Below are 12,413 nucleotides of genomic sequence, written 5' to 3' on the forward strand. Positions count from 1 at the left end.
CCGTTAGCGGTTCAGGAAGTCCAGCACCAGCTGGTTAAAGGAATCGGCGTGTTCCCACTGGGCCCAGTGCCCGCAGTCACGGTAGATATGCAGCTCCGCCCCCGCGATACCGGCCAGTAAACGCAGGCCGGTATCCATCGGAACAAAACGGTCATTGCGGCCCCAGATAATCAGCGTCTGCGCTTTCACCTCACCCAGGCGCGGGCTGAAGTCCGGGAACTGTTTCGGGTTGATTTCAATACTTTTAACGAAATTTTCCAGATGATCGCGCCGCGAAAGCATATTATCCAGCCGCGCCTGGAACAGTTCCTCGGTCAGATCGCTCGGATCGTAGACGAAGATATTCATCATCTTTTTCAGGTTTTCGATGGTCGGCTCCCGGTACAGCCCCTGCAGCAGTTTGATGCCTTCCGTAGGCATGGGGGTGAACAGGCTCATGCCGCCGGTGCCGCCCCCCATCAGTACCAGTTTCCCTACCCGCTCCGGCCAGCTCAGGGTAAAGGCCATGGCGCTGTGGCCCCCCATGGAGTTCCCCAGCAGGTGCACTTTAGCGATGTCCAGCTTATCCACCACCCCTTTGAGGATGCGGGCGTTAAAGTCAGAGCGGGAGCCGGTGTTAACGTAGCTGTCGCTTTTGCCCCAGCCGGGGAAGTCCACCAGCAGCACCCGGTAGCCTGCGGCAACCAGGGGCGCAATGTTGCGGTTAAAGTTTGCCCAGCCTGTCGCCCCCGGGCCGGAGCCGTGCAGCATTACCACGGTCTCACTGCCGCTGCCGCAATCGTTATAGTGAATTTTAAACTGGCGGTCGCCTTCCTGAATCTCCACAACGTGGCTGGTGGCGGCTTCGGTGAGTGTCGGTTGTGTCATGTTCTTTGCTCCTGTTAACGGTTTTTTGGCGCGGCGCTAAGTGAACCAAACCCGGCTATCCACTCAGGGATCGGGCGGTAGTAGCGGGCTTCGCTCTGCCAGGGGCCCCAGGCAGAAAGGGCGGCAAAAGCGGCAACCCAGGTTTTAATTTCGTGGGCCGACTTCCCGGCAATGGCGGAAAGCTCCGCGTTGCTCAGGCCATCAAGCTCGGCCAGGCGGCCCTGCTCCAGCAGGGTGATAAACTGGTTGTCCCACTCCGGGTTGAGCGGGTGCAGGCTGCTCTGATCTTCCACAAACCCGCGGGCGGCGCTGATGGTGCGCGCCTGGCGCAGCTGGCGCTCCTCGGCCGGTAAGTGTTTACCGCTGCCCAGCAGCCGGTTGCGCATATGCGCATTCGCGCTGACCAGCTCCGGCACCGGCGGCTGGTGCGAGATCCCGCCAGACGCCAGAATCAGCACCCGTTTATCCAGCTGGCGGACAAACTTGCCGATGGCCTCCCCCAGCAGCCGGGCGCGGCGAAAGCCCGGTAGCGGCACCGCGACACCATTAATAAACACCGGCAGCACCGGGCGGGTATCAAGCCCGCCCAGCAGGAACTCCAGCGGCTGGGCAAAGCCGTGATCCACCTGCATACAGTAAGAAACGGCCAGATCAATGCCGTCATCCATCACGGCGCTGGCGCAGGCTTCCGCCAGCTGTGCGGGCACCGGAATATCGCCCGCCAGGCTGTGAAAATCCCCGATGGCATGGCACGCCATGCCGAGGCAAAACGGCGGCATGGTGTCGTAGAAAAAGCCGTTGTAGTGATCCGGGGCAAACAGCACCACCAGCTCCGGATCAAACGCCGCAATGCGGGCCCGGGCGGCGGCAATCACGCCGTCTACCTCCGCCAGGACCTCCGGTGCGGGATCCACATACCCCACCAGGGGGGTGTGCGACAGGCAATGTACGTATGCGCTCATCAGGCCACCTCCGTTTCAGCGGTGGTTTGCGGCGTGGTGTGTGCCGCTACGGGGGTGATCAGTTGCAACGCACAGGAGAGGCTGGTTAATTTTTTCGCCAGGGTCTGGGGAATGGCCGTCAGCGCCACAAAGCGATCCGGGCGCAGCACCACAACAGAGTCTGACTGGCTGGCAAACCAGGTTTTAATACGGTTCTGGGTATCCCCCAGCCGTATCACCCCCGGGTGGTTATCCTGGGGCTGATGGATCTGAACTTCCGCCACCACATTAATAAAGACGCACCCCAGCGCCTGCCACTGGGCAATCTGGCTTTTTGTCAGCCCCCAGCACGGGTTATTCCCCCAGGCGAGAATGGCAAAACACGGGCCGATAACCTCATCAAGCCGCACCACCTCACCGCCTTCAAGGGTGACCCTGGGCTGAATAAACATGGTTCCGACAGGGCTGTTTTTCTGCCCTTCTGCGGCGACCAGCGCCCCCCGGGTATAGCGGGGCATGGGTTTAAAGCGCATCTCCAGGAAGTAGCGCTTCACCGGCGGCAGGTAGTTCAGCACCCGGGTCACCCCGTCGCGCACAACCCCGTGCCAGCGTTTTGGCGGCGCCAGCACATTGCCCGCCATCACCGAGAGGTCAATCATCGCTCTGGCGTGGTCGCGGCGCTCCTGCTGGTAGGTATCCAGCAGCCCGGCCCGGGCCTTGCCCTGCACCACCATGGCCAGTTTCCAGGCGAGGTTAAAGGCGTCGCGCATGCCGCTATTATACCCCTGCCCCTGCCAGACCGGCATAATGTGGGCGGCGTCTCCCGCCAGCAGGATCCTGTCTACCCGGAAGCGCTCCGCCAGGCGGGCGTTGTGGGTATATACCCGCTGGCGAATCAGCTCTACGTTGTCCGGATCGGGCAGCACTTTGCTCAGTAACTGGCGCATCGGCCCGGGCTTGCGCAGTTGCTCTTCGGTTTCACCGGGCATCACCATAAATTCAAAGCGCCGGATACCGTGGGGCAGCGCGGCGGAAACATAGGGCCGCACCGGGTCACAGCACAGGTAGATATGCGGGGTGCCCAGCGGATCGTTGGCAATATCGATAACAATCCACTGGTTGGGGGCGGTTTTCCCTTCAAAGGGGATGTTGAGCGTGCGGCGCACTGTGCTGGCGCCGCCGTCACAGGCCACCAGCCAGTCTGCATGGAGGATCTCCCGGCTGCCTGAGGGGGTTTTCAGGTTCAGGGTGACTCCATCCGGCTGCTGGCTGAAACTCTCCAGCTCCCGGGAGAAGCGCCAGCTGACATTCGGGAAACGCGCCAGCCCTTTAAACATCACCGCGTCCACCTGGGGCTGAATAAACGCATTGCGCCGCGACCAGCCGAACTCGTCAGTCATCGGCTGGATATCGGCAAAACAGCGGCCTTTGGGGGTTAAAAAGCGCATGGCGTGCCACGGGGTGGTATGGGGCAGCACCTGCTCTGCCAGCCCCACAGACTGCATGGTGCGCAGGGATTCGTCATCAATACCGATGGCGCGCGGGTAGTCGATCAGGGTGTCGAGCTTTTCACAGATCACCACCTCAACGCCCATCTGGCCCAGATAGTTTGCCATCATCAGGCCCACCGGGCCCGCGCCAAGAATAGCCACCTGGGTATGAGACTGGGTTACCGCCTGAAGATCCGGTCGGGTTGTTGTCATTATCGTTCCTCATTGCATCACGCGGTGGGGATTACCGGTAAGGGCAAACCGGCACCGCTACGGGTACGGGCTCTACTACCTCGTTATTTGCCAATAACGACACCGAACAGCGGATGCCCCGGCAAGCCGGGATGAGGTTCCGGAGTTGTGACATAATGCTCCGGAAGTGCAGTTGCGATGTAGGGTCAGGTAGTTGTTCATTCTTTGTTATTCATTTGTGAATGATTTTTTATAGTGTTCACAGTATATTCCCCGTCTTTGCGGAACAATAAGAAACCACCCGCGCGTGCACCAGGTGCACCGCATTGTTTTATATGGAAATTATGAAGAACAATACAGCCACCGAATACAAAAACGTCCGCGGCCTGAGCCGGGGTCTGTTGTTACTGAATTTGTTAAATCGCTTTGACGGCGGCGCCAGCGTTGCCCGGCTGGCAGAGCTGAGCGGCATTCACCGCACCACCGTGCGCCGGTTGCTGGAAACGCTCCAGGAAGAGGGATATGTGCGGCGCAGCCCGTCTGATGACAGCTTCCGCCTGACGCTAAAAGTGCGCGAGCTGAGCGAAGGGTTTCGCGACGAGCAGTGGATTTCCGCCCTTGCGGCCCCACTGCTGGGGGATCTGCTCCAGGAGGTGGTCTGGCCGACCGATGTCACCACCCTGGAGGTCGACGCCATGGTAGTGCGCGAGACCACCCACCGGTTCAGCCGCCTTTCGTTTCACCGCAGTATGGTTGGCCGCCGCCTGCCCGTGCTGCACACGGCCGCCGGGCTCACCTGGCTGGCCTTCTGCCCGGATAACCAGCGCCAGCAGCTGATCGAGCTGCTGGCCGCCCGGCCGGAAGAGGAGTATCAGCTGGCCCGGGAGCCGCTGAAGCTGGACACCATTCTGCGCCGGGCCAGGCAGCACGGGTACGGTGAAAATTATCAGGGCTGGCGCCAGGAGGAGAAAATCGCCGCCATTGCGGTGCCGGTATTTAACCAGCAGCAAATTATCGGCTGCCTGAATCTGGTGTATATCGCCAAAGCCATGACTATCGAACAGGCGGCGAAAAAGTACCTCGCCCCCCTGCAGCGGGTGGCAAAGCAAATTGAGCAGGAGCTGGCCGCCCCGGATATCCGGGCAGATGAGCACCATCCGTTTTAGCCGGGGCCGCAGGCCTTATTTCCTTTACCAGGGAACAATTCTCATTTAAATAAAATTGCGCTATTCCACGCTATTCTGCGTTTCTATAAATTCTACAAATCAGACAGGGAGTCAGCATGATAATCAGCCCGCCATTTGTCCGCTCCCGGAATACCGGAGAAAGTGACCTGTCATGGGTCAACAGAATGATACCCGTAGATATAAACCGGAATTTCCCGCTCAACCGGCATGCATCATGGCACGGTGGTGTGCACGTACTCCACACCGACCGGCGCGAGGCAGGCTACGACCGCACTGAGTTTGTCCGCGCAATTGCGGATGGGGAAGTTGTTTCTTTTCGCTCTCCGTCTTCCTCAGCCAGGCGCGACGCCTTCCCGCTGAATTACAACCGCAATGGAAATTTGACACTCGAAAAGCCTGAATCAAACCAGCTAAGGAGAGCGTAATGAACCGATTCTCATTATTCCCGATTTTGATTTTCTTTATCTCCCCTCAACTTTTCGCTACTCAAACACGAAGCCAATATAATTTAGATTCTGATAATTATGCATTGACATTACTTCATAACACTATGGTGGAGATGCTTCAAAGCGCCCCTCAAAAAATCCCGGAAACAATAACAGAAAAATTTCCATTAAAAAACGACATTGACTTTACAATCAGTACTGAAGTGTCAAAAAAAACAATCAAAAAGCCTTCTGCTAAAATCAGTGATGATGAATGGCAGGCATTTATCAACACAACGTTTAGTGCCGAATCGGAAAATGGAATGGTCAATTGCAAACTAGTTGATCTCGATGGTGATGGAAAGAGAGACCTCATTATTAATAGCTACTCAGGAGGAACTGGATTATTTAGTTTTACTGGGGTTCTAAAACGCTCTGGTGATAAATTCATTGATATAAATAATACTAAAAATGATAGCCAGGCTATAACGGGTGTTTTATATTCTGAAAATGGACGCGGAGCCAATCAGTGGGGACAGTGGGTTCGCATTAATGACCAAGTCTACGCACTTTGGTTCAATGGTAAATATGCTGAAGATTCATTTTATTTGTTGCGACCATTTAATACAGACAATAAAGTCCCTAGTATAACCATTTATTATCAGTACGAATACGATAATTTCTCAATAAAATCGGAAGAAGAAGATAAACAGTTAACCCCGGCATTAAACGATCATGATAAAAAACAGCTAATCAAATCACTCAATAATAAGTATTATTTTAATAAGCAACAGGAGAAACAGGAGCCTATTTGCCCCGTCCCGGCAGATACATCATCTGAAGATGCAGAACATTATAGAACTAAAATTGCTGGAAATTATGTCACTCAACCTATTGCAGCTATTCCTGTCTGGTTGAACGGGACGTGTTTCATCGGTTCTGTCGAAAGCTATTTTGGCCGTGGAGAGCTAATAACCATTAGCTCACCGAAAGATTTGAATATACTTGGCACTTACTCTATTACGGGGATACGCCATATAAAATCAATAAAAAAAGAATGGAAATCCAGAGAGGAAAACATTCCTTTATAATCAGATCTTCTGAAGATTCAAGTAGCCGACTGTAGCCCTGCCCGGCGGTTAGCGGGCGGCTTTCGCCTCCAGCCGGGCCATCATCGCCAGAAACGCCTCGCGGCTGATACCGTAATGGGGGTCATCCAGCCGCAGGCCGAACCGCCCGCTGAGCGCGTCATACAGTGCGTTGTTATCCAGTTGCTGTTGCTGGCTCTCCCGGGGGGTATGGCGGGTAATGCGCTGGTTAACCGCCCCGGTGCGCTCGCCGTTATGGTGCTGTAGCGCCAGCAGCAGATGGTGGCGGAAATGGGAGCCAGGCCAGTTCGCCGTGTAGAAGTTCGCCATTTCGTCGTCTGCCGGGTACAGGCGCGTGGTGTCGAAACGGTACTGCGCGTGCCACTGGCCACCACAGGCCACAAACAGCACAAAATCCGCCCCCGAGCGCCCCAGCCGGTAACGCCCGTGGGGGGTGGCCTGGATGGTGGTGTCATCCAGGCGCAGCGGGGCTGTCAGCGTGGCGCCACCGAACCCCACATCGGCAATCCAGCGGCTGCCGTTCAGCTCGACCAGGTTCAGGCGGTGGGTGCGCCCGGGCATATCCAGCGGCTGGGAGACCAGCACCCGGGCATTCAGCCCCCGGACCTCAAAACCGATATCCGCCAGCGCCTGCTCAAACAGGCCGTTTTGCTCATAGCAATAGCCTCCGCGCCCGGCGGTAACCAGCTTGCTGAAGATCTGCCCGGGATCGACGGAGATCTCCCGGCCCAGTAACACATCGAGATTTTCAAACGCAATCGCGCAGCAGTGGTGCAAATGCAGCGCCTTCAGGGTTGCCAGGTCTGCGGCAACCTCTCCCTGATATCCAATCCGTGCCAGATAGGCTTCGCGTGAAAAGTGCATAATCAGTATCCTGCGGGCTTTGTTTAGTTATAGCCTGGTTCTCCGCTTGTGGCAGCGCGTCTCGCCCCCTGCGGATTCAGCCGTACCACCACATACTGGCAGGGCGCACTGCTGCGATTGATAAACACACAGTCATCCGGGGGCCCCAGGGCCAGGCAATCCCCGGGCGCCATATGGTGCTCGTGGCTCCCTTCCCGGAAGATAAGCGCCCCCTCCTGTACCCAGATAAGCTGGCGGGCGTTATGGTAGCTGGCGGCGGGCATCGGGATCTCGCTGCCCGGCGGCAGCGTAATATGCACCAGATCCAGCGGAATATCGCTGTGCGGGGAGAGGTGGCGGCGCAGATACCCGCTTTGCGGATCCTGCCACAGGGGCTGGTCGTGATAGCGCAGCAGCTGTCCTGCGGGCATTTCTGCCCGGGCAATCAGGGTCGACATGCTGATGCCGAAGGCGCCGGAAATGCGCCCCAGCAGGGTGGCGGTAGGGCTACTTTCGGCCCGTTCAATTTTGTGGATCATCCCCCGGGAGACCCCTGCCCGCCCGGCAAGCTCAGCCACTGACCAGCCCCGGGATTCACGTTCAGTACGGATCCGGCTGGCAATACGTTGATTTAATGTGTCGATTATATTATTCATATCGACACTATATTGAACAAAAGGACGGAAGCAAGATGAATATTCGCCAGGCGCATCACCACGACTGTGCGGCCATTGCGGAGATTTACAACCACGCGGTGCGTTTTACCGCCGCCGTGTGGAACGACAGCACCGTGGACAGCGACAACCGCATCGCCTGGATGGATGCGCGCACCGCACGCCGCTTCCCGGTGCTGGTTGCCGAGCAGGACGGCCAGGTTATCGGGTATGCCTCCTACGCCGACTGGCGCGCTTTTGAGGGCTACCGCCATACGGTGGAGCACTCAGTCTATGTGCACCCGGAACACCAGGGCAAAGGGGTTGGCCGCCAACTGCTGGCGGCGCTTATCGGCATCGCCCGCCAGCAGGGAGTACACGTGATGATTGCCGGTATTGAGTCCGGCAATCTTGGTTCGGTACATCTGCACCACAAGCTGGGCTTTAGCGTCACCGGCCAGATGCCCCAGGTAGGCACCAAATTTGGCCGCTGGCTGGATCTGACATTTATGCAGCTACAGCTGGATCAGCGCCAGCCCCCGGAGGCCAGCGCATAAATCCGCCCTGCCGTCAGGCGATTTTACCGCCGCGGGTCAGGTGCTCCCGGCGTTCATCTTCCGGGGCGCGGGCGTCTTCACGCTCAGATTTTCCGTGATGGGCAACGGCCACCCGCAGCCGTTGCTGCTGCTGATAGCGCTGTTCGCGCGAGAGCTGGTCGTCGTCGCTCAGCGCTACCAGTAATTCGTTCATATGCGCAATCACATTCTCCTGCAGGGCCGCATCTACCTGTACTTTCACATCATCAAAGTGAGACATATAACCTCCGTGGTGGCCGGGCTCAGACCATCCTCCGCCCGGCGTCGCGTTCATTGGGCAAAACTGCTCCGGCAATTGTACCGCTATAGCCGCCGATATTTTACTGATAGCTAAAAAATTATCGTCCGGCTGTTTTATTGCAATCATCGGGTGCCACAGGCATCATGTTAACTGATTTAACAAGGAGAACACATGCAGGAATTGATTTCGCTCTTTAATGAATACGGTATCAGTATTAATCACACCACCTCACTGGTCGCCATTCTCGGTATTATTATTCTGACCGCTGTTGTAGTGCATTTTATTTTACACCGCATTGTGTTGCGGGCCTTTGAAAAACGCGCCGCCGCCAGTAGCCATTTATGGTTGCAGATAATCACCCAGAATAAACTTTTCCAGCGGCTGGCATTTATGCTTCAGGGGATAATTGTCCAGTTGCAGTGTGTGTTGTGGCTCCATAAAGACAGTGAAACCGCCGTCATTATTGTGACCATCGCCCAACTGTGGATTATGCTGTATGCCCTGCTCTCTTTTTTCTCGCTGCTGGATGTGATTTACCAGTTATCCGTAAAATATCCGGTGGCGTCGCATCTGCCGCTTAAAGGCATTATTCAGGGGGTGAAGCTCCTGTCTGCCATTGTGGTCGGTATCCTGATGATTTCACTGCTGATTGGTAAATCCCCGGCGATTTTAATCAGCGGCCTGGGGGCCATGGCCGCAGTGCTGATGCTGGTGTTTAAAGATCCGATTCTCGGCCTGGTTGCCGGGATCCAGCTGTCGGCAAATAACATGCTGCGCCTGGGGGACTGGCTGGAAATGCCGAAATACGGGGCCGATGGCGCAGTCACCGATATCGGGCTGACAACGGTCAAAGTACGCAACTGGGATAATACCATTACCACCATCCCGACATATTCCCTGGTCTCGGACGCCTTTAAAAACTGGAGCGGCATGTCGCAGTCTGGCGGCCGGAGAATCAAGCGCAGCATTAATATTGATACCGCCAGTATTCATTTTCTGAGCCCGCAGCAGGAGCAAAAACTGATCCGCTCGCGGCTGCTGAAGCCCTATCTGGAAGAGCGGCGCAAAGAAATTAATGCCTGGAACCACGGGCAGAATGACGAGGGCATCAATCAGCGCCGCTTAACCAATATTGGCACCTTCCGGGTCTACCTTACCGAGTATTTGCGTAACCACCCGCGTATCCGCAAGGATATGACCCTGATGGTGCGCCAGCTGGAGCCCGGTGTCAGCGGGTTACCGGTGGAGATTTACGCCTTTACCAATACGGTCGTCTGGCTGGAATATGAAGCTATTCAGTCGGATATCTTCGACCATATCCTGGCCATTATTGACGAGTTTGATTTACGCATCCACCAGTCGCCGACGGGGTATGATGTGCGTAGCGGGCTTGGCGGCACACGCCAGGCGCCTGAGGCGGGCTAATTCCGGCGCCGGCAGGCAGCTGCTCTGCCGGTGACCGCAAACAGTTTAATGATATTCATTATTTGTACCAGCGGGTTAAACATATCAAACCAATAGCGGCAGCCTGTCATTCTTAACCGTTTGTTACGCCAGCTTTTTTAGCTGACATTAATTTTTTTGCCATTTTCTGCCTATAGCCATTTTTTATGCCGGTGATATAAAAATAACATTCCGCTGTATCACCCGTCCTTTTATTCTGCTGAGGTGGATATGAAATTTATTATCAATGCCAACCAGTTAATTATTAAAATCGGCAGTGGTCATTGTGCATTTCCTAACACCGCCAGCGGTTACCGGGCGATGACAGCACAATGGCAACAGTGGCGGATGCAGAATCAGCAACAAAAAAATATTTGCTGTTAATGTTTCCCCCCGCCTGTTCCTTACTATAATTATTTAACCGGCGCTGTTATTAACAAGTGCGTTCATTGCATGTCTTTTCATGCTTTATTTCGCTAATAAACCCAACGCGCCCTGTAATTAACCACCTGAAAGGGAGAATACAATGAGTAATAATGAATGGCTGCAGGCTATCGGGCTCACTATTATTGTTGCAGCCCTGATAGGTATGTTTATGCGTCTGGATCGCGTGCTCTATAAAAAACACGACGGCAACCAGCAGTAACCGTCGGTATCGCCCCCGTTACGGTGCCTCATCCGGGGGTGGTGCCATTAACGTAATGGCCATCTCCATGGCGGCGCGGGTCTCCGGCGCCAGCTGATGCTGCTTTCCTGCCAGGGTGGTGCGCAGCATTCCGGCAATCACCAGCGATTTTGGCGCCAGGCCAAATTCATGAATTTCCAGTACCACCTGACCAATAACCCGGCACATTTCCGGGAAAAGCGGATGATTGCGATAGTCCATATGCCCTCCTTTTTCGCTGCTGCTAAGGGTAACATATTTCTCCGCCACACCGCCCTCGGTGCTGAGCAGCCACAGGCGCTGCCGCTCTGGCAGCGCCTGTGGGGTTATCAGGCGTGTTTGATCATCACGTGGCGCACCACGGTGTAATCTTCCAGGCCATACATCGACATATCTTTCCCGTAGCCAGACATCTTCTGGCCGCCGTGGGGCATTTCACTGACCAGCGTAAAGTGGGTATTCACCCAGGTGCAGCCATATTGCAGCTGTGCGCTGAGCCGGTGCGCCCGGCCAACATCCCGGGTCCAGACGGATGACGCCAGCCCGTACTGGGAGTCGTTGGCGTAAGCCAGCGCCTGGGCTTCGTCGTTAAAGGGGGTGATGCTGACCACCGGGCCAAACACCTCGCGCTGGACAATATCATCCTCCTGGCGTGCCCCGGCCAGTACCGTAGGCTGGAAGAAGTAACCGCCCCCCGGCACCTTGTTGCCCCCGGTCGCCACCTGGATATGCGGCAGAGCTTTTGCGGCCTCCACGGCTTTGCTCACCCGCTCCAGATGCGCCAGAGAGCTCAGCGGCCCCAGTTCGGTGGTTTCATCATCGGGCTGGCCATATTTCAGGGTCGATACCGCCTGGGCCAGGCGCGCCACCAGCTTATCGTAAATGCCTTTCTGGGCGTAGATACGGCAGGCCGCCGTACAATCCTGCCCGGCGTTGTAGAACCCGAAGATACGGATCCCGTCTACCACCGCGTCCAGGTCTGCATCGTCAAAGACGATAACCGGCGCTTTACCGCCCAGCTCCATATGGGTGCGCTTCATGGTATTGGCCGAATTACGGACAATATGCTGGCCCGTGGCAACGGAGCCGGTCAGGGAGACCATCCGCACTTTCGGGTGGCTGGTCAGCGGATCGCCCACCTGCGGCCCGCGGCCAAACAGAATATTCACCACCCCGGCCGGGAAGATATCTTTTACCAGCTCCGCCAGTTTGAACGCGGTCAGCGGGGTGATTTCTGAGGGCTTCAGCACCACGCAGTTACCGGTCGCCAGCGCCGGGCCCAGTTTCCAGGCCACCATCATCAGCGGGTAGTTCCAGGGGGCAATGGAGGCCACCACCCCGACCGGATCGCGGCGGATCATCGAGGTGTGCTCCGCCAGATACTCCCCGGCGGCCAGACCGTGCAGGCAGCGGGTTGCCCCGGCAAAAAAGCGGAAAACATCCACAATCGCCGGCAGTTCATCCCCCAGTACCGCATGGTAAGGCTTGCCGCAGTTAAGCGACTCCAGGCGGGCAAGCTCTTCCCCGTTGGCTTCAATGGCATCCGCCAGTTTCAGCAGCAACCCGGCGCGCTCTTTCGGCGTGGTCAGGCGCCAGCTGGCGAAGGCGGCATCGGCCGCTTCTACCGCATCGTTAACCTGCGCAGTTGTGGCTTCCGCTACGTTAATGATCACCTCACCGGTCGACGGATTGTACACCGGGATTGACTCACCCAGCCCGGCTACCAGTTGACCATTAATTAGTTGTTGGCTCTGCATTTTGT

At 56.4% G+C, this 12,413-nt stretch carries 13 protein-coding genes; 5 read left to right on the forward strand and 8 right to left on the reverse strand.

The window, feature by feature from the left end:
• Positions 1-3 precede the first annotated feature (3 nt).
• From EBL_RS09675 to EBL_RS09685, 3 genes are read right to left on the reverse strand one after another with little or no spacing between them, the layout of a single operon-like run.
• Positions 4-867 carry an alpha/beta fold hydrolase gene (locus EBL_RS09675; protein ID WP_002440895.1) on the reverse strand — a complete coding sequence of 288 codons (864 nt, stop codon included), beginning with the start codon at positions 865-867 and terminating at the stop codon, positions 4-6.
• Between the two features lie 14 nt (positions 868-881).
• Positions 882-1,829, reverse strand: coding sequence for a 2,3-dihydroxyphenylpropionate/2,3-dihydroxicinnamic acid 1,2-dioxygenase (gene mhpB, locus EBL_RS09680; RefSeq protein ID WP_002440894.1), 948 nt, complete (start codon positions 1,827-1,829; stop codon positions 882-884).
• A complete protein-coding gene (locus tag EBL_RS09685; protein ID WP_002440893.1) occupies positions 1,829-3,511 on the reverse strand; it encodes a bifunctional 3-(3-hydroxy-phenyl)propionate/3-hydroxycinnamic acid hydroxylase in 1,683 nt (560 codons plus the stop codon). The genes mhpB and EBL_RS09685 overlap by 1 nt, the downstream gene beginning before the upstream one ends.
• A gap of 323 nt (positions 3,512-3,834) precedes the next feature.
• Here EBL_RS09685 and EBL_RS09690 point away from each other — a divergent pair, with 323 nt between their 5' ends.
• Positions 3,835-4,656, forward strand: a complete 822-nt coding sequence (locus tag EBL_RS09690) for a DNA-binding transcriptional regulator (RefSeq protein ID WP_034920165.1) — start codon at positions 3,835-3,837, stop codon at positions 4,654-4,656.
• Positions 4,657-5,101: 445 nt separating this feature from the next.
• Entirely contained in the window at positions 5,102-6,193 is a 1,092-nt protein-coding gene (locus tag EBL_RS09695; RefSeq protein WP_002440890.1) for a hypothetical protein, read from the forward strand.
• Between the two features lie 48 nt (positions 6,194-6,241).
• Here the strand turns inward: EBL_RS09695 and EBL_RS09700 are convergent, their stop codons facing one another.
• Both EBL_RS09700 and EBL_RS09705 read right to left on the reverse strand, forming a co-directional pair.
• Positions 6,242-7,075 (reverse strand): arylamine N-acetyltransferase family protein, encoded by an 834-nt coding sequence (locus EBL_RS09700; RefSeq protein ID WP_002440888.1) that lies wholly within the window; start codon positions 7,073-7,075, stop codon positions 6,242-6,244.
• 23 nt (positions 7,076-7,098) lie between these two features.
• Positions 7,099-7,710, reverse strand: coding sequence for a helix-turn-helix domain-containing protein (locus EBL_RS09705; protein WP_002440887.1), 612 nt, complete (start codon positions 7,708-7,710; stop codon positions 7,099-7,101).
• A 35-nt stretch (positions 7,711-7,745) separates the two neighbouring features.
• Here EBL_RS09705 and EBL_RS09710 point away from each other — a divergent pair, with 35 nt between their 5' ends.
• Positions 7,746-8,264, forward strand: coding sequence for a GNAT family N-acetyltransferase (locus tag EBL_RS09710; protein ID WP_002440886.1), 519 nt, complete (start codon positions 7,746-7,748; stop codon positions 8,262-8,264).
• A 13-nt stretch (positions 8,265-8,277) separates the two neighbouring features.
• On the opposite strand, the gene EBL_RS09715 is transcribed toward EBL_RS09710, so the two are convergent.
• On the reverse strand, positions 8,278-8,523 hold the full coding sequence (locus tag EBL_RS09715) for a DUF2526 family protein (RefSeq protein ID WP_002440885.1): 246 nt from the start codon (positions 8,521-8,523) through the stop codon (positions 8,278-8,280).
• 192 nt (positions 8,524-8,715) lie between these two features.
• On the opposite strand from EBL_RS09715, the gene EBL_RS09720 reads away from it, so the two are divergent.
• Both EBL_RS09720 and EBL_RS20725 read left to right on the forward strand, forming a co-directional pair.
• Positions 8,716-9,969, forward strand: a complete 1,254-nt coding sequence (locus EBL_RS09720) for a mechanosensitive ion channel family protein (RefSeq protein ID WP_002440884.1) — start codon at positions 8,716-8,718, stop codon at positions 9,967-9,969.
• A gap of 249 nt (positions 9,970-10,218) precedes the next feature.
• Positions 10,219-10,371: a hypothetical protein gene (locus tag EBL_RS20725; protein ID WP_014716018.1), complete on the forward strand. Its 153-nt coding sequence runs from the start codon at positions 10,219-10,221 to the stop codon at positions 10,369-10,371.
• 280 nt (positions 10,372-10,651) lie between these two features.
• On the opposite strand, the gene EBL_RS09725 is transcribed toward EBL_RS20725, so the two are convergent.
• Together EBL_RS09725 and patD are read right to left on the reverse strand one after the other, a co-directional pair.
• Complete coding sequence (locus tag EBL_RS09725) at positions 10,652-10,873, reverse strand: DUF2767 family protein (RefSeq protein WP_002440879.1); 222 nt, start codon at positions 10,871-10,873, stop codon at positions 10,652-10,654.
• 107 nt (positions 10,874-10,980) lie between these two features.
• Positions 10,981-12,408: an aminobutyraldehyde dehydrogenase gene (patD, locus tag EBL_RS09730; RefSeq protein WP_002440878.1), complete on the reverse strand. Its 1,428-nt coding sequence runs from the start codon at positions 12,406-12,408 to the stop codon at positions 10,981-10,983.
• Positions 12,409-12,413 lie beyond the last annotated feature (5 nt).

The organism is Shimwellia blattae DSM 4481 = NBRC 105725, from assembly GCF_000262305.1.
Lineage (GTDB): Bacteria > Pseudomonadota > Gammaproteobacteria > Enterobacterales > Enterobacteriaceae > Shimwellia > Shimwellia blattae.

Bases quoted from the DNA above. Each gene is read 5' to 3' on its own strand.
- EBL_RS09675 (WP_002440895.1), bottom strand. From the start codon at position 867: ATGACACAACCGACACTCACCGAAGCCGCCACCAGCCACGTTGTGGAG.
- mhpB (WP_002440894.1), bottom strand. From the start codon at position 1,829: ATGAGCGCATACGTACATTGCCTGTCGCACACCCCCCTGGTGGGGTAT.
- EBL_RS09685 (WP_002440893.1), bottom strand. From the start codon at position 3,511: ATGACAACAACCCGACCGGATCTTCAGGCGGTAACCCAGTCTCATACC.
- EBL_RS09690 (WP_034920165.1), top strand. From the start codon at position 3,835: ATGAAGAACAATACAGCCACCGAATACAAAAACGTCCGCGGCCTGAGC.
- EBL_RS09695 (WP_002440890.1), top strand. From the start codon at position 5,102: ATGAACCGATTCTCATTATTCCCGATTTTGATTTTCTTTATCTCCCCT.
- EBL_RS09700 (WP_002440888.1), bottom strand. From the start codon at position 7,075: ATGCACTTTTCACGCGAAGCCTATCTGGCACGGATTGGATATCAGGGA.
- EBL_RS09705 (WP_002440887.1), bottom strand. From the start codon at position 7,710: ATGAATAATATAATCGACACATTAAATCAACGTATTGCCAGCCGGATC.
- EBL_RS09710 (WP_002440886.1), top strand. From the start codon at position 7,746: ATGAATATTCGCCAGGCGCATCACCACGACTGTGCGGCCATTGCGGAG.
- EBL_RS09715 (WP_002440885.1), bottom strand. From the start codon at position 8,523: ATGTCTCACTTTGATGATGTGAAAGTACAGGTAGATGCGGCCCTGCAG.
- EBL_RS09720 (WP_002440884.1), top strand. From the start codon at position 8,716: ATGCAGGAATTGATTTCGCTCTTTAATGAATACGGTATCAGTATTAAT.
- EBL_RS20725 (WP_014716018.1), top strand. From the start codon at position 10,219: ATGAAATTTATTATCAATGCCAACCAGTTAATTATTAAAATCGGCAGT.
- EBL_RS09725 (WP_002440879.1), bottom strand. From the start codon at position 10,873: ATGGACTATCGCAATCATCCGCTTTTCCCGGAAATGTGCCGGGTTATT.
- patD (WP_002440878.1), bottom strand. From the start codon at position 12,408: ATGCAGAGCCAACAACTAATTAATGGTCAACTGGTAGCCGGGCTGGGT.